We start from the raw sequence: 15,663 nt of genomic DNA, 5'->3' as shown, positions 1-15,663 counted from the left end.
GTATACGATGTTTGGAAAATTTTTGTTGCTGCGTCTGTCTTGATTATGGGAGTTGCCGGAACTGCTTCGGCACAGACACCTACACGCATCAACCAATTTGATGCATGGGGTGCCTATTCTTATAAATCAGGAAACAATACAGTATGTTATGTGCTTTCCGCCCCGATTACTGCAGAACCCAAATCGGTCAACCATGGCGATAATTATTTCCTCGTCAGCAAACGCGCCGGAAACCCTGTTACTTATGAGCCGCAATTCATGGCAGGTTATGGCCTGAAGGACAAAGTTACGGTTTCTGTCGATGGCAAAAATTTCGAATTCTTTACCAAGGATTCCTCTGCTTGGGCAGCATCACCGGCAGCAGAGAACCAACTTGTTGCAGCCATGAAAAGCGGTTCCAATCTTTCTGTCAAAGCTGTTTCCCAGCGCGGAACAAATACAAGCTATACCTATTCCTTGAAGGGAATTACCGCAGCACTCAACGCTGCACAGAAATGCAAATAATACGAATTTTTCAATTTTTACCCGTTTCGGCACTGCATCATGATATTGTCATGGTGCAGTGCTCGTTTTATGGCACATAAGTGTGGTGACGTTGGCTTGCTTTTATGCTAAATCCGCCAAGACAGAACTTTATTCAGAGCTTTGGAAACTATGAGCGTATCCTACGATCTTAGACCTATTGGCGCGACTTCGCTTTTGCGCCCTGCCAGAATGGATGAAACAAAAGCATCCCTGATCGGCTTGTCGCGCGCCGAAATGGCAAGCGCGTTACAGGAGATAGGCGTACCGGAACGTCAGACACGTATGCGTGTTAGCCAGCTTTGGCATTGGCTTTATGTACGCGGTGTTTCAAACTTCGACGACATGTTCAATATTTCCAAGGACATGCGTGAAAAAATGAAAAAACATTTTTCCATTGCCCGTCCGGAAATTGTCGAAGAACAGATTTCTAACGATGGTACGCGTAAATGGTTGTTGCGCTTTCCTTCGCGCGGCGCCGGAAAACCTGTCGAAGTCGAAATGGTTTACATTCCCGAAGAGGGGCGTGGCACTTTGTGCATGTCCTCGCAAGTGGGATGCACTCTTACATGTTCGTTCTGCCATACCGGCACCCAAAAACTGGTTCGTAACCTCACGGCTGAAGAAATCCTCGGCCAATTGCTGATAGCGCGCGACCGGCTCGGTGATTTTCCGGATAAAGACACGCCAGATGGTGCCATTGTACCGGCAGAGGGGCGCAAAATTACCAATATCGTTATGATGGGAATGGGCGAACCGCTCTATAATTTCGAGGCCGTCAAAAAGGCACTGCTTATTGCTTCGGATGGTGAAGGGTTGTCGCTTTCAAAACGCCGTATCACTTTGTCGACATCCGGCGTTGTACCGGGGATTTTCAAAACCGGTGAAGAAATCGGCGTGATGCTTGCCATATCGCTCCACGCTGTTCGCGACGAATTGCGCGATATATTGGTTCCTATCAATAAAAAATATCCGTTGGCCGAATTGCTTGATGCCTGTCGTGCTTATCCGGGACTATCAAACGCAAAGCGGATAACCTTTGAATATGTCATGCTCAAGGATGTGAATGACAGCCTTGATGATGCCAGAGGTTTGATCAAACTTCTGAAAGGCATACCGGCAAAAATCAACCTTATCCCTTTCAATCCCTGGCCGGGAAGCAATTACCAGTGCTCCGATTGGGAACAAATCGAACGGTTTGCCGATTTGATTAATCAGGCAGGTTATGCTTCACCGATAAGGACACCGCGCGGGCGCGATATTCTTGCCGCTTGCGGGCAACTCAAATCACAATCGGAACGTTTAAGAAAATCGGAACGGTTAAAACTTGAAGCCATGATGATTGCCGGACATGGCGACTGAAAATGGTGGCTCGAATAGGAAGTGACATGAAAAGTATTACTGCATTTCACATTACATGGATTTTAGTCGGTTGTATCTTTGCCGAAGCCGCATTTATGATTGTGCAAATCGGATTAACGGTATTACTCCTCGAACATGACATAACATTACATGATTTATTGTCACCGAATAATCCGCTTTACGATGTTCCGCCGCATTTCATGATTGTGGGCGTTGTCTTTATTCTGGCGATTATTTATGGCGAACACCGGCATTTCTATAAGATGCATTATTATCTATTGTCTGCCGTTATCGCTGCTATCCTTTATTTCATTTCCCTATGGGCAACTGGAACGGCGCTCTCTTTCGGTGAAACTGTCATCAATCTCATCGCTGCTCTTGTTTCCGGCGGTGTTTACTGGTGCATCACACCGCGTCGCTATAATCGCCGCTCATTGGCAAGCCTCAAAAACAACTAGGCTTCGCAAATACACTTATGTGACCGGGTTTGCAAAATATGCATACCCGGTTTTTTAGTCTTGATTGTCCTGCTTTATATCGCCCGAATTTTTATTTTTTGATCGGCAAATTTATTTTTTGTGAAACACGCTCGATATATTTTTCCAAGAATGGACTTTTTTAAACCTGAAAACTACCCTTTGAGCCTGAGGATTACCCGACACAATGCCAACCGATACCATGTTTTGTTGCGTCCTGATGTTCCGGGCATATCCCCCAAGCGGCTAAAACTTTTTAGCTTTAAAAATTGAAACATATCTCTTCGTGATACCATTTCAAAAAATTTTTAAGCGGCTTTTTTTTAAGCTCTGTAATTGGAGCTAAGCGAAAAACGTAAGACCTACCAAAAGCCTTGAAACTGGAGGCCAGTCTTGAAACCGGATCACGAAAATTGATATCCGCGAGCCAATAGCCGCTGATGGCGTTCGGCCAGCCGGTCTTTCATCTTTCCGTCTCTGACCATCTGGCGCAGTTTTTCAATGCGTTTATGCCGTAATTTTGGCGAAGCACGACGCACCATTGGCCATAAAATCCAAGGCAAAGCAAAGATATGGAACATTGCAAAAACAATGATTGTTGCGACTTTCGAGGCCATAAGATAGTGCCCGCGCGAGCGCAAAATATAATAGGGAATAGAGGCACAGATGCCAACAATAACTGCCCACAGGGCGGGTATAAGAATAGCCAGAAGAAATACGCCGAAATTTCCGAGATTAATGAAAAATGTCAGGTTCCACGCATGAATAATCCAGTTTGATAAACCGAGGAGACCGACCAATAATGCGCCATAAATGAAAAAAACAAACATAATGAGGAAAGTAAGCGGAGCGGCGATGCCCGGCTCACGAAAGCGATCATCATTCTGATGGGCCAAAGAGGTCATTATTTTATCCTGCCATTGAAATTGCCTGACAACAAAACACAAATCCGGCGATGTGAGCCTATCAGCCACTTCTTTACCGGTCAACTCACGATAATTGGCAAAAGCTTTGCATATAAAATTTTCAGACAAAAAGAATAAAATGCCCGCATGAAAAGTTCATGCGGGCGCAAGCCGTTATATTACGCGGCGTTCGAGGCGGCCGGATGCTGTGTCAAAAAGTATGGATGGCAACCGCATCACGCGTATTGCGTAATTTTTGTACCATATCATTATCACGCAAAACGCGGGCAATTCTCGAAAGTGCCTTCAAATGATCGGCACCCGCGCTTTCAGGAACCAGAAGCAAGAAAACCAGATCAACCGGTTCATCGTCAAGCGCTTCGAAATCGACCGGCGTTTCAAGGCGGGCAAAAACACCGACAATGTGGTCGATATTGGCAAGCTTGCTATGAGGAATGGCAATACCATTGCCAACGCCGGTCGAACCGAGTTTTTCACGTTGAAGTACCGTATCAAGCACTGTTCGCTCGTCAAGGCCTGTCAGAGAGGCTGCTTTTTCCGCCATAATTTGCAAAACCTGTTTTTTGGAATTTGCCTTAAGGGCAGGAATAACCGCTTCCGGTGCAATCAAATCACTAAGATCCATGTGGTTTCCTTTTTCCATCCCGAATTCTTTCTCAAGCTCGCGACATCGAGCCAAGAACATCGAGGGTCTGGATAATCCCTTTTCCTCATAATTTGAAAAAACGGGGAAAAGGAATTTCCTTATTCAGGCTTTATTAGTAATGGATGAGGGGTCGATCCAGCCGATATTTCCATCAGCCCGCCGGTAGACAATATTGATTTTTCCATCAACCGCATTGCGGAACACCAACACCGGATTATCCATCAGATCAAGTTCGACAACAGCATTGGCGACAGACATATCGCGCAATGTCATCGACGTTTCTGCAACGATTGTCGGGGCATAATCTTCCGGCAAGCCTTCATCTTCATCGGGCACCGGCTCCATAATGTGATAGGCATATTCGGCAAAAGCGGTATTGTCATTCTGCTTGTTGCTGCGTGATTTCAAACGCCGTTTATAACGACGAAGGCGCGTCTCCAGACGTTCTGCTGCAGCATCGAAAGCGCCTTGAGGATCTTGCGCCTGACCCGTTGTCTGTAACACCGCGCCAGAACTCAAATGCAATACGCATTCAGCTGAAAAACGCGAACCGGATTTCACAACAGTAACATGTCCTGTGACACCACCGGCAAAATATTTTGAAATCGCATCATTGATACGGTCTTCAATCCGCGTACGGAAAGCTTCACCAATATCCATATGCTTTCCTGAAATGCGCAAGCTCATTATAAACCTCGTTCATAATTCGTGATCTCCGCAGTTTAACGACATCTTCAAGCGGAAGCAACTCAAAGCGTGTCTTTTCCTGAAAAGACCGGATTACTGACTTTTTAAAGCCGGCTTCTAGTCATTTATCAACAATAAGTCAATCGGCAAAAATCAATCTGTAGTTGTGTGAATCTGGCGTTTCTTTTCTCTACGCCGCAATACTGAAGATGAAATATTCATCATTTCTCTATATTTGGCTACGGTGCGACGAGCTATATCGATATTCTCTTTTTTGAGCAATTGGACAAGTGTATCATCGGAAAGCACATGATCGGCAGTTTCGCTGTCGATCAATTTGCGAATACGCTGACGTACCGCTTCGGTTGCATACTGTTCCCCGCCATCTGTGGATTGCAGAGCCGCTGAAAAAAAGCTGCGCATTTCGAAAATGCCTCGCGGAGTTGCCACATATTTATTGGCAGTTACCCGACTTATAGTCGATTCATGCATGTGAACCGCTTCGGCTACTGTTGCCAGCGTGAGAGGTTTCAAAAAAGAAATGCCCCGACGCAAAAATTCTTGCTGGTGACGGGCAATTTCTGCACTGACTGTGATGAGTGTGCGTTCACGCTGATCGAGTGCTTTGAGCAACCAGTTGGCATTCTGGTAGCAATTACTGATGAAACTGCGATCAACATTGTCCTTGCCGATTTTGACGACATAATCGCGATGAATAACAAGTTTTGGCAATACCTCGCGATTGAGTTCAACGGTAAATTCTCCATTCGGATTCTCGGAAATAATCACATCAGGCACGACAGGGATTGGTGTCGATGCGCTATAAGCTGTCCCCGGTTTGGGATCGAGGCTGCGAATCTCGTTCAATATATCGACTACTTCGCTTTCTTCGAGACCGGAAAGTCTGGAAAGCGTGACAAAATCACGTTTGGCCAAAAGCGGGAGATTATCAAGTATGACACTGATTGCCGGATCAAGCCGGTTTTGCCGTTCAAGTTGCAATGACAAACATTCGCAAAGTGAAGTAGCAAATATGCCCGGCGGGTCGAGCTGTTGTAAACGTTTCAGAATATTGTGAACCAATGTTTTTGAAACTGACAATTCATCAGCTACCTTATCAACCGAACCGTTAAAATATCCCGCTTCATCAAGTTCGGAAGAAAGGTAGCAAGCAATATCGTGCTCCTCTTTATTTTTGAATGCAAAGCCGATTTGCTCGGCAACAAAATCCTGCAAGCCAGGTTTATATGCAACCGTTTCGACAATATTCACATCTTCGATTGGCGAAGATCCAATGAAAGAAGTCGTCCAATCGGATGAATATTCTTTTTCCCCAAAATGTTCTGGCGAAGACTTTTGCGAAAAGACAGCCTCATCGCCTCCATCGAACATATTGGATAATGTTTCCGGATCAGGTGTCTCATAGAGATTTTGATCGCTATCGATATTTTGCTCGAAATTTTCAGGTGCGCCAGCCGAATTGTCGAAAACATTATTGGTTTGCGCGTCACTATTTTTAATGGCTTCATTATCGGTTTTTTCTGTAAACTCTTGCCCATTTTGACGCTCGAGCAAGGGATTTTTTTCCAAAGCCTCCTCGATAAAATGTTCAAGTTCCGCGGCCGTCATCTGAAGAAGCTTGATCGATTGCATCAACTGGGGAGTCATCACCAATGATTGTGACTGACGAAGCTCAAAAGATGGTGACAGTGCCATAAACCTTATTCCTCCCCAATGGACCCCACGCGAAACGGCCAATGAACATCACACGAAACGAACCGGTTTTTGTAACCTCGATCGTTTAATTTGTTAAAATTCTTCTCCTTAACGAAAATGGTATGATCCTTGCTTGTCAACTAAAAAATGAGAAAAATAACAAGCTTCAATCCTTGTCCGCAATTTGAAATCGTCCATGTCGTCGCAGAAAAGTAAAATTATATGGCTTTCCCGAACCGCTTCCTGATGATCTAGTTTTCCAATTTTTCAGGAAAAAACAGCCCGATAAAGAGGTTTTCGGGACGCTTGTTTTTCTGTTATATGGCGATCTTTAAAAAGTTATCCAAAACACTTATACAGCGCGTTATGATAAAGCTAATAAGCGGTTTTTAAAAAAATTCCACGGCAATTCTTTTCCTCCCGACTTTTAACCTTTATCGGCAACAAAACGCTTTTCATTGTTTTACTTAGGAAGAACCGGCAAAAAGCCCTCTATATCCGGATCATCAATTCAGATAAATTCTTGGCCGATATCATTTTATCCAAATGCCGGAAGCAACCGCCTATATCTTCATGTTTCTCCAATATGCGGTCGCCTCGTTTCAAAAGCTCTATATTGGAAAATCGCCCCCCGGAATTCGTCAACCTTCCAGAAAATGCGCTTTTTACGATAGTCTTTGAAATAACAAAAACCGGCCACCCCATTTATATTGTGTTGCAGGCTTAATATCCGTGTTTCTCTGCTCACAATTTTTATTTTCGCAAAATAACGTACCACAGACCGACAATAGCTTTACCCAATCGTGAGCCGGTCCGGTCAATCTGTCAAAAAGCACGAAATTTTATATCGGGTAGAGGTTACACGCGATATAAAGATTATAGCGAGAATTGGTCGCCAAGATAAAGGCGGCGTACATCCGCATTGGTGACAATATCATCCGGCTGCCCATGGGTTAAAACCTGACCATCGTGGATAATATAGGCGCGGTCGACAAGGCCCAATGTTTCACGAACATTATGATCGGTTACCAAGACCCCGATACCACGACTTTTCAAATGGCGTACCAATTGCTGAATATCGGCAATCGCAATCGGATCAATACCGGCAAAAGGTTCGTCAAGCAGCATGAAGTTCGGACGAGAAGCGAGTGCACGGGCAATTTCCAGGCGCCGTCTTTCACCACCGGAAAGAGCGAGAGAAGGACTCTTACGCAAATGCGCAATCTTGAATTCATCAAGAAGCGCGTCAAGCTCTTCTGCACGTTTCTTTCGGTCTTTTTCGACCACTTCCAAAACCGCTTTAATGTTGTCTTCCACCGAAAGCCCCCGAAAAATGGAAGCTTCTTGCGGCAAATAACCGATGCCCAAACGTGAACGGCGGTACATCGGCATATCCGTCACATCAAAACCGTCAATCTCGATGCTACCGCTATCAACCTCGACGAGTCCGGTCACCATATAGAAACATGTCGTTTTACCAGCTCCGTTGGGACCGAGAATACCGACAATCTCTCCTGCGCGCACCCCGAAAGACACGCCCTTGACAACTTTACGCCCACGATATGTTTTCGTTAAATCGCGAGCAGCCAGTGTCCCTTTGAGGCGTTCCTTCAGATTGTCGCCCGAACCATCACCATAGGCGATCTGTTCAAAAGCCACTTGCGAATCACTTTGTGACATAAAACGCTCATTTTCCGTTTTGTTCGTTGCGATTCATAATGATCGATACACGACCATTCTGCCCCGCTGATTTACAGCTTTCAAGGAAAGCTTTTCCAGTATCCATATGGGCGGTCAATTTACAACCGGTCGCCACATTATCACCATCTGCCAAAATGACGCGTTTGCCCGTCAAAACCATCAGCTTGGATTTACCATCGAAAACACCTTCATCACCGGTTGCAACCTGTGTTGCTGTTTTGATGTAAACCTTTCCCGAGGCTTCCATTTTTTCGACACCTGTCGAGCCGAGACCTCCGGCACCTGCTGCTGCCGGTTTCGCCGAAGCATTTTGGTTGGCATCTGTGTCTTTATCTTTCCCCTCGCCGGTTTTATCTTTCTTGCCCTCTTCAGGGGCCTTGGCATAATGCACGATCAGTTTTGAGGTTCGCAAAATACGGTCGCCCTGAACAACAGAAACATTGCCGCTGAAAATAGCGACACCTTCTTTATCGCGCATTTCCAGATTATCGGCATTGAGTTCGACAGGCTCTTTTCCACCTGAAAGATTGACACCGAAATTTGTTTGTTGTGCCAATGACGGCGTCTGTCCGAGGCTCATGAAAGCCAATCCCGTTGCCATGACTGCACCAAGGTGAGAAAAGTACTGCTTTAAAGGCTTCATTTTAAAATCCTCAAATAAACCGACACCGCTTTTTTAAAAGACAAGCATTTTATTCCTTATTGCGCATTTGCATTGTCGATGACAAGACTGACACCGCGATTAAAGAATAACACTTGTCCATTATCACGTATTTGTAAACCGTTTGCCTTCAAATGTTGTCCACCGCGAACAATATCAACCGGCTGGTCGGTACTCAATTGGCTTGTCGACAAATTCACGTCGGCTGAATCGAGTTTGGCAACCATCCCGTCATTTGTTTTGATTTCGAACGGCTTATCAAATTGCAAGCGTCCGTTAACATTATCATAAAACGCGCCGATTGCATTGACTGCAGCTTCGCCCCGTTGTCCGAGAGGAAGAGTAGCAATAATCTGTTGCAATTCTATCATGCCCGGATGACGGGGATCTTGAATAGCCTTGTTGGCTTTTAATGAATAAGGCTTGTTGTCCGATGTATAGCCTTCAAGCTTGGGGTCTGTCATTGTCAACTGCCCGTTGCTTCCCTGATCATTGTTTAAAATAACCAAATCAGTTGTGCCGGGAGTTGCAAAAAATGTGAACCATGAGAAAACCAGCGCAATAACAATTGCAATGACGGGCAGCAGAAATTTCAATATATGAACACGTACTGAATGACGCCGAGCAGCATCGAAAACAGCATCGGATTTATAACTCGCTGAAAAAATTTCCGAACTGTCGTCCATTATACCCCTAAAAATTTTTGCCCATTTTCGCGACAATAACCGCCATAAGGAAGTTCCATATACCAGTTCAATATTTAGAGCAATTCTCAACGCTATTCAACATTTGCCGGATTTGATCGATTTTGCATGATTAACCGGAGGAAAAAGCTGGTAACACACTTATTTCTATGATTTTTATATGATTACGCATATTTTTTAACTAAAGAGCGTTGACGAAATGCGATAGACAGACAATAAACTATCACGTCAATTATATTTTGTAATGTTTAAGGACAACTGGCAGAATTTTTAAACGGGAAGTTAAAATACCTGCCAGTCATGGGACTATCGATCGGCGAATCGTCATTGGCCTTGGATTTTAAAAAGGGGCGATCGTCACTGCGCCGATCAAAATTGGAGGCTGTCTTGATTAAGTCGGAACTTGTACAGATTATCGCTAACCGCAATCCTCACCTTTTCCAACGGGATATTGAGAATATTGTCAGTGCTGTATTTGACGAAATATCCACGGCTCTGGCCGAAGGAAACCGGGTAGAGCTGCGCGGATTTGGTGCGTTTTCTGTTAAAAATCGGCCGGCACGTTCCGGTCGCAATCCGCGCACGGGGGAATCTGTTTCGGTTGAAGAAAAATGGGTTCCGTTTTTCAAAACCGGCAAGGAATTAAGGGACCGCTTGAACAACGAGTGACATCATGACCCTAAAGCAGATCGTTAGTCTGATTATATTGATTCCGGTTGGCATTATCCTGATTGCTTTTATCATTGCCAATCGGGCGAGCGTTGCTTTAAGCCTCAATCCATTTGATACAGCCGATACCAGCCTTGTCTACCATGCTCCGCTGTTTGTCTGGCTGTTTCTGGCACTTATAATCGGCATTATTATTGGCGGAATAACTGTCTGGTTTACCCAACATCGCTTTCGTAAAGCCCTGAAAGACACACAAACCGAGTTGCAAGGGCTAAAAATGGATATGTCGAAAAAACCGGATTTGACGAAAACAGATCTCACCGTTGTCGATCATTCCTGAATATCAAGCCCGCTGGCCAAGCAGAATTTTTTCACGCATCTTTCTTTTCTATTCGCGGATTTTTTTAAAATTTTGACCAGCGTCCTTGAACAAAAATACGGCGATTATAAGCGTGTGGCGGTTCAAACACTTTATGCGCATATTTTATTGTTTTTTGCCGGCTTTTTCAGGTCACCGTTATCCGTTGTTTTTGAATATTTGCGACACCAAAAATTGCTTTCGCCATTCAAGTTTCAGAAAAATTTTGGGAATTAACGGCCTATCTCCCGCATCTTTCAAGACTGCATAAACGAAAATTAAAAATAATCATCATGCTAAAATTTTATGCTCGTCGTGATAGTGGAACGCGTTGTCCATGAGCTAAATCCTTCTTTCGAATGTGCAAGAAAACTATACCTTTTTGAAAAAGATGTTTTATAAACAAAGAACATCCTGAAACTTATTGGAAAACGCCCGATTGTGAAAGCACAACACCCAAAAGAAAAAAAACGCGGATTAAAAATATCGCGCAAAGGTGCTCCCTATAGTCCGAAAAAGGCCCTCGAAACAGGAGATAAGCCTGAAAGACGGAAAGCGGTGCGCGCCAATCATTCAGGAAAATTTTATAAAGCGCACACACCGGATAACGCGGTGCGATCAGTTAAAGAATTGCCGCGCGACGACAAGGGTGAAAACACAGTAGAAGTGAAAAGCCGCTTTTTACCGCGCCCGTCAGGAAAACGCCCCGAAGAAAAATTGCCGGTTATTCTTGAGACGGCAGCAAGCGCGAATTACGCATTGATTGACAGCGGTAATGGCCTGAAACTCGAGCGTTACGGAAATTTGCGCATTATTCGCCCTGAAGGGCAAGCTTTGTGGCAACCCGCATTAAGTGAAAAAGACTGGCAGGATGTCGATGCGATTTTCACCGGAAATACCGATGAAGAAGGCATGGGGCGCTGGAATTTTCCGAAACTTCCCCTTGGAGAGACATGGCCGCTTTCATGGGATGGAATGTCATTTCTCGGCCGCTTTACGTCATTTCGCCATGTCGGGGTCTTTCCCGAACAGGATGCCCATTGGCGTTTTATGGAAGAACTTATTAAAAAAGCAAACCGTCCGGTTAAGGTATTGAACCTTTTCGGCTATACCGGTCTTGCCTCGCTTATTGCGGCAAGAGCGGGAGCCGAAGTCACCCATGTCGACGCTTCCAAAAAAGCTATTTTATGGGCTAAAGAAAATCAGGAAGTTGCACATTTGACAGATCGCCCCATTCGCTGGATTTGTGATGATGCGATGAAATTTGTCGAACGTGAAGGGCGTCGCGGCAAACATTATGACATTATTTTACTTGATCCGCCGGCTTATGGGCGCGGCCCCCATGGCGAGGTTTGGCAACTTTTCGATCATTTGCCCGAAATGGTCAAACGATGTCGCGCTATTTTGTCTGATAATCCGATTGCCGTGATATTGACTGCCTATTCTATTCGTGCCTCATTTTTTGCAATCCACGAATTGATGCGTGACGAATTTACCGGTCTTGGCGGACTTATCGAATCGGGTGAACTTATTTTGCGTGAAGAAAAGGCAAAAAGGGCGCTTTCCACTTCTCTTTTTAGCCGCTGGATTTTTTAATATGACAACACAAAGACAACACGGTCAGGTTAAAGAAATTACTTCGCTTGCCAATCCGATCATCAAGGATATGAAATCCTTGTCGCTTAAAAAAAACCGTGATCGTGAAGGCGTTTTCATGGCCGAAGGGTTGAAGCTTATTATTGATGCTCTTGATCTTGGCTGGACAATACGCACACTTCTGTTTTCAAAAGCCGGTCTTGGCAATCCGTTGATTGAAAAAACGGCTGCCCGCACGAAAGCCGCTGGTGGTCTCATCATCGAAGCAAACCAGAAGGTTATGGAATCCGTAACACGGCGCGACAATCCGCAAATGGTGGTTGGTGTTTTCGAACAACGCTGGCATGACATGTCGACCTTTAACGCCAAGGGAGAGGATGTCTATGTTGCACTCGACCGCATTCGTGACCCCGGCAATCTCGGAACCATTATCCGCACAGCCGATGCAGTCGGGGCGAAGGGGCTGATACTCGTTGGCGATACAACCGACCCCTATTCCCTTGAAACGGTACGCGCAACCATGGGCTCGATTTTTGCCCTTCCGCTTTTTAAAATGAGCGCTGACGAGTTTTTAAAATGGCGCACCGGATTTCATGGTCAAATCATTGGTACACACTTGAAAGGTTCCGTTGACTACCGCACAATCGACTATAAAAAAGGACCTATCATTCTTTTTATGGGTAACGAACAACAAGGCCTTCCGGATAATCTTGCCGATAGTTGCGATCAACTTGCCCGCATTCCGCAAGCGGGACGTGCTGATTCACTCAATCTTGCTGTGGCAACCGGTGTCATGCTCTATGAAATCCGCCGTCATAACCTGACGCTTGACCCGCGAGAGGCCCGTTCATGAAGGCAAAATCCCTCATCACACTTATAGCGGGACTTGTTATTACAGTTGGCCTTGACCAATTGATCAAATATTGGGTGGTGAATACATTGGAAGTCGGGGAAGAGATCGACCTTTTGCCATTTCTTTCACTTTATCATGCCCGCAACCCCGGAATTGCGTTTTCCATGTTGTCATCAGTCTCCGATTGGGGCCTGATTGCATTGACATTATGCATTATCTGTTTCGTCATCTGGTTATGGAAAAATGCAGGACCGGAAAAATCACTCTCGCGATTTGGCTTTCTGCTGGTGATCGGTGGAGCCATCGGCAATCTGATTGACCGCATACGTTTTCACTATGTCATAGATTACATTTCTTTCCATATCGACGGTGTTTTCTCCTTTGCCATTTTCAACCTTGCTGACAGTTTCATAACGGTCGGCGCTGTCCTGATCGTGCTCGATGAATTGCTGCACTGGAAACGGGAAAAGCAAAAAGCAAACTAGAATAACCGCAAGCCACTTGAAACATTCCCCGTTTATAAGCTCAAAAATTTAAAAGCCCGTCAGCAGCTTCTCATCCAAATTTTCTAACGACGAAAAAACATCCGTTTCGATAACAACGTCTTTCTAGAAAACGGTTACGACAAAACAATTTCGATCGGTCATCAGCCTTTATGCGAGACGAAAAAGGACAAAAAATCATATCCATTTTTGGCACATCCGCTCTCCGACATCTGTCTTTGCCTTTTTTTGACAGAAATAAAATTGCGGTTCTAAACCGGCTAACCAATCTCAAGCTCTTATAAACATAGAAAAAAGCCTATATTTACCAATTGTTAATCCTGTTTCAGGCCGATTGTGAATTGCCTTGAAAAAATCACTTTCCCGTCATTGTCATGCAATAAGAAAGTTCTAAATCGACAGCAGGACATGATGTTGGTTGCTTTTAAATCAACAACGCTTCAATGAGGAGCATTGAAATGACAGCTTGTGCAAGGACAGTTCTGAAAACATCGGGTAATGAAAATTGCGATAAGAGCGATTCTCTCTTGCTTGCAACATTCGGTTCTCTGGAAGCCCGCTTGCAGAGAATATCCGACAGCCTTGAAAAAACGGTTCCGGCAAAAGAAAATGTGCCGGATGACCGTGACGAATGGGTTATGGTTGTCAATGATAAAGCTGATCCGCAAAATCCTGTTGCACGTTGCTATATGACACTTACGAATGTTCTCGGTGCCAATCAAAATCTTGACGGAACAAGTCTCGGCGAAAGTTTTGAAGTCGAAGGCGGCCAGAATGCACCGGTATTTTTGACAATTGCTCCTTTTGAATGTTTTGACAAATCGAAGGCCCATCGTGCCCAAGGGCTTTTATGGCAGGCGATTTCGAACTTTTGCGTTCTCCGGAATGTCGATTACGTCATTGGAAGTCTGGCATTCGACAGCCGCTATCCTGCCGCTCATGCTTTGGAACTTTCCTATCTTTATCATTTTTGTCGCGCGCAATCAGGCGTTCATTTGCGTGCTGCCCATGGTGTGACCATGGATATTATGCCTGAAGAGGCCATCAAGCCCGATGAAGCATTTTCTTCGCTTCCGCCCATGCTGCGCTATTGCTTGCGTGTTGGAGCAAAAGTTGCCGATAATGCTGTGGTTGACCGTGCAAGCAATGAAACACGCGTATTTTTATTATTTCCAGCCAAAAAAATTGTTGGTTGAAACAACACCTATAAAAGACAGAAATGTTTTTGCCCATAAACTAAAGTTCAAGAAACGGAGGCCGTAAAATGCTTCCGTTTTTTGACATTTTAGAGCTATTTAATATTCTTCTGTTTGCAGCAACTGCAACCGGCTAACTCTGTTGATTTATCGAGAAATTTAAAAAAACACATCAGACAACATGAGACTGTTTTGGTGAATGAACGGGGTATCTTATTTCGGCAATTTACACCAATCTTAGTCCGGCGAGCTATATTTAGTGGCTATGTTTGGTTGTGGCATGTTTTTTATCATGATGTCCAACATCATCTACCTTCAGCCAATGGGCGGAAATTGCATTATATTCGCCATTTTTCTGCATCAAATGCAGCCATTGGTCGACATAAAGTTTCCAACTGATATCGCCTTTCGGAAGCATGTAGCCCTTCTCGAAAAATTCCAAAGGTTTATCCGGATTGACAGCACATAAAGTCGGATAATACCGTTTTTGATAAAGAGCTTCGGATGCATCGGTAATCATGACATCGGCTTTTTTGTCGACGAGATTTTTAAAAATCGTCGTATTGTCATGAAAAAGTTCGAGTTTTGCATTCGGCATATATTTTCTGACAAATGCCTCATTGGTTCCGCCGGCCGGTTCGATCGCACGAACAGTCTTGTGGTTGAGTGCACTTAACGTATTATATTTTTTAGCATCTTCACAGCGTACAAACGGAATTTTGCCATCCACTCCAAGTGGTTCCGACATATAAACCTGTTGTTGGCGGGCAAGCGAAATGGAAATTCCGCCCATTGCTATATCGCATTTGTCATCAAGGAAATCCGCCATCAGCGTTTTCCAGCTTGTTTGCACAAATTCTACCTCGGCACCAAGCGATTTGGCCAGAGAATGCGCCATGGAAATGTCGATACCTTCGTAAGTGCCATCCGTTTTCAAAAAGCTATAAGGTTTATAGTCACCGGTGGTGCAAACGCGTAATGTTTTAATGTCAAGGACATCATTGAGTTTCGACGCATCGGCATGTGTCAGTGTTAAGAAAGAGCACCCCCAAAAAAGCATCATAAGAGTTTTCTTCATCATCGGTCC

At 44.7% G+C, this 15,663-nt stretch carries 16 protein-coding genes and 1 pseudogene; 9 read left to right on the top strand and 8 right to left on the bottom strand.

Annotated elements, in window-relative coordinates; all coding sequences use genetic code 11:
• The first annotated feature begins 45 nt into the window (after positions 1-45).
• From BBC0178_RS00555 to BBC0178_RS00545, 3 genes are all read left to right on the top strand, one after another.
• On the top strand, positions 46-504 hold the full coding sequence (locus BBC0178_RS00555) for an invasion associated locus B family protein (protein ID WP_078038825.1): 459 nt from the start codon (positions 46-48) through the stop codon (positions 502-504).
• 150 nt (positions 505-654) lie between these two features.
• Positions 655-1,884: a dual-specificity RNA methyltransferase RlmN gene (gene rlmN, locus BBC0178_RS00550; RefSeq protein WP_077969837.1), complete on the top strand. Its 1,230-nt coding sequence runs from the start codon at positions 655-657 to the stop codon at positions 1,882-1,884.
• Between the two features lie 26 nt (positions 1,885-1,910).
• Positions 1,911-2,342 (top strand): hypothetical protein, encoded by a 432-nt coding sequence (locus BBC0178_RS00545; RefSeq protein ID WP_149867384.1) that lies wholly within the window; start codon positions 1,911-1,913, stop codon positions 2,340-2,342.
• A 422-nt stretch (positions 2,343-2,764) separates the two neighbouring features.
• Here the strand turns inward: BBC0178_RS00545 and BBC0178_RS00540 are convergent, their stop codons facing one another.
• The 7 genes and pseudogenes from BBC0178_RS00540 to lptC form a co-directional block, all read right to left on the bottom strand.
• Positions 2,765-3,394 carry a hypothetical protein gene (locus BBC0178_RS00540; protein ID WP_188317744.1) on the bottom strand — a complete coding sequence of 210 codons (630 nt, stop codon included), beginning with the start codon at positions 3,392-3,394 and terminating at the stop codon, positions 2,765-2,767.
• 50 nt (positions 3,395-3,444) lie between these two features.
• Positions 3,445-3,911 (bottom strand): annotated as a pseudogene (gene ptsN, locus BBC0178_RS00535) (PTS IIA-like nitrogen regulatory protein PtsN).
• 123 nt (positions 3,912-4,034) lie between these two features.
• Positions 4,035-4,619: a ribosome hibernation-promoting factor, HPF/YfiA family gene (hpf, locus tag BBC0178_RS00530; protein WP_077969828.1), complete on the bottom strand. Its 585-nt coding sequence runs from the start codon at positions 4,617-4,619 to the stop codon at positions 4,035-4,037.
• A gap of 153 nt (positions 4,620-4,772) precedes the next feature.
• Positions 4,773-6,335 carry an RNA polymerase factor sigma-54 gene (gene rpoN, locus BBC0178_RS00525; RefSeq protein WP_078038823.1) on the bottom strand — a complete coding sequence of 521 codons (1,563 nt, stop codon included), beginning with the start codon at positions 6,333-6,335 and terminating at the stop codon, positions 4,773-4,775.
• Between the two features lie 876 nt (positions 6,336-7,211).
• Positions 7,212-7,949, bottom strand: a complete 738-nt coding sequence (lptB, locus tag BBC0178_RS00520) for an LPS export ABC transporter ATP-binding protein (protein WP_149867498.1) — start codon at positions 7,947-7,949, stop codon at positions 7,212-7,214.
• A 73-nt stretch (positions 7,950-8,022) separates the two neighbouring features.
• Positions 8,023-8,679, bottom strand: a complete 657-nt coding sequence (locus tag BBC0178_RS00515; RefSeq protein WP_078038821.1) for an LptA/OstA family protein — start codon at positions 8,677-8,679, stop codon at positions 8,023-8,025.
• Positions 8,680-8,735: 56 nt separating this feature from the next.
• The gene (gene lptC, locus BBC0178_RS00510) at positions 8,736-9,383 is read right to left on the bottom strand and encodes an LPS export ABC transporter periplasmic protein LptC (protein WP_078038820.1); all 648 of its coding nucleotides are present in this window, start codon (positions 9,381-9,383) and stop codon (positions 8,736-8,738) included.
• Between the two features lie 405 nt (positions 9,384-9,788).
• On the opposite strand from lptC, the gene BBC0178_RS00505 reads away from it, so the two are divergent.
• The 6 genes from BBC0178_RS00505 (at position 9,789) to BBC0178_RS00475 (ending at position 14,576) form a co-directional block, all read left to right on the top strand.
• Complete coding sequence (locus BBC0178_RS00505; protein WP_078040284.1) at positions 9,789-10,070, top strand: integration host factor subunit beta; 282 nt, start codon at positions 9,789-9,791, stop codon at positions 10,068-10,070.
• 4 nt (positions 10,071-10,074) lie between these two features.
• Positions 10,075-10,410, top strand: coding sequence for a lipopolysaccharide assembly protein LapA domain-containing protein (locus BBC0178_RS00500; protein ID WP_077969819.1), 336 nt, complete (start codon positions 10,075-10,077; stop codon positions 10,408-10,410).
• Between the two features lie 684 nt (positions 10,411-11,094).
• On the top strand, positions 11,095-12,024 hold the full coding sequence (locus tag BBC0178_RS00490) for an RsmD family RNA methyltransferase (RefSeq protein ID WP_149867496.1): 930 nt from the start codon (positions 11,095-11,097) through the stop codon (positions 12,022-12,024).
• A 1-nt stretch (position 12,025) separates the two neighbouring features.
• Positions 12,026-12,877 (top strand): TrmH family RNA methyltransferase, encoded by an 852-nt coding sequence (locus BBC0178_RS00485; RefSeq protein ID WP_078038818.1) that lies wholly within the window; start codon positions 12,026-12,028, stop codon positions 12,875-12,877.
• Positions 12,874-13,362 carry a signal peptidase II gene (lspA, locus tag BBC0178_RS00480; RefSeq protein WP_077969816.1) on the top strand — a complete coding sequence of 163 codons (489 nt, stop codon included), beginning with the start codon at positions 12,874-12,876 and terminating at the stop codon, positions 13,360-13,362. The genes BBC0178_RS00485 and lspA overlap by 4 nt, the downstream gene beginning before the upstream one ends.
• Before the next feature lie 476 nt (positions 13,363-13,838).
• The gene (locus BBC0178_RS00475) at positions 13,839-14,576 is read left to right on the top strand and encodes a hypothetical protein (RefSeq protein ID WP_078038817.1); all 738 of its coding nucleotides are present in this window, start codon (positions 13,839-13,841) and stop codon (positions 14,574-14,576) included.
• A 256-nt stretch (positions 14,577-14,832) separates the two neighbouring features.
• Here the strand turns inward: BBC0178_RS00475 and BBC0178_RS00470 are convergent, their stop codons facing one another.
• Positions 14,833-15,657 carry a transporter substrate-binding domain-containing protein gene (locus BBC0178_RS00470; RefSeq protein WP_149867383.1) on the bottom strand — a complete coding sequence of 275 codons (825 nt, stop codon included), beginning with the start codon at positions 15,655-15,657 and terminating at the stop codon, positions 14,833-14,835.
• Between the last annotated feature and the right edge of the window lie 6 nt (positions 15,658-15,663).

This window comes from Ditibartonella apihabitans, assembly GCF_002007485.1.
Lineage (GTDB): Bacteria > Pseudomonadota > Alphaproteobacteria > Rhizobiales > Rhizobiaceae > Bartonella > Bartonella apihabitans.
Note: the sequence above shows the minus strand (reverse complement) of the source record. Positions and strands in the feature narration are given on the sequence as shown.

Bases quoted from the DNA above. Each gene is read 5' to 3' on its own strand.
- BBC0178_RS00555 (WP_078038825.1), top strand. From the start codon at position 46: ATGGGAGTTGCCGGAACTGCTTCGGCACAGACACCTACACGCATCAAC.
- rlmN (WP_077969837.1), top strand. From the start codon at position 655: ATGAGCGTATCCTACGATCTTAGACCTATTGGCGCGACTTCGCTTTTG.
- BBC0178_RS00545 (WP_149867384.1), top strand. From the start codon at position 1,911: ATGAAAAGTATTACTGCATTTCACATTACATGGATTTTAGTCGGTTGT.
- hpf (WP_077969828.1), bottom strand. From the start codon at position 4,619: ATGAGCTTGCGCATTTCAGGAAAGCATATGGATATTGGTGAAGCTTTC.
- rpoN (WP_078038823.1), bottom strand. From the start codon at position 6,335: ATGGCACTGTCACCATCTTTTGAGCTTCGTCAGTCACAATCATTGGTG.
- BBC0178_RS00515 (WP_078038821.1), bottom strand. From the start codon at position 8,679: ATGAAGCCTTTAAAGCAGTACTTTTCTCACCTTGGTGCAGTCATGGCA.
- lptC (WP_078038820.1), bottom strand. From the start codon at position 9,383: ATGGACGACAGTTCGGAAATTTTTTCAGCGAGTTATAAATCCGATGCT.
- BBC0178_RS00500 (WP_077969819.1), top strand. From the start codon at position 10,075: ATGACCCTAAAGCAGATCGTTAGTCTGATTATATTGATTCCGGTTGGC.
- BBC0178_RS00485 (WP_078038818.1), top strand. From the start codon at position 12,026: ATGACAACACAAAGACAACACGGTCAGGTTAAAGAAATTACTTCGCTT.
- lspA (WP_077969816.1), top strand. From the start codon at position 12,874: ATGAAGGCAAAATCCCTCATCACACTTATAGCGGGACTTGTTATTACA.
- BBC0178_RS00475 (WP_078038817.1), top strand. From the start codon at position 13,839: ATGACAGCTTGTGCAAGGACAGTTCTGAAAACATCGGGTAATGAAAAT.
- BBC0178_RS00470 (WP_149867383.1), bottom strand. From the start codon at position 15,657: ATGATGAAGAAAACTCTTATGATGCTTTTTTGGGGGTGCTCTTTCTTA.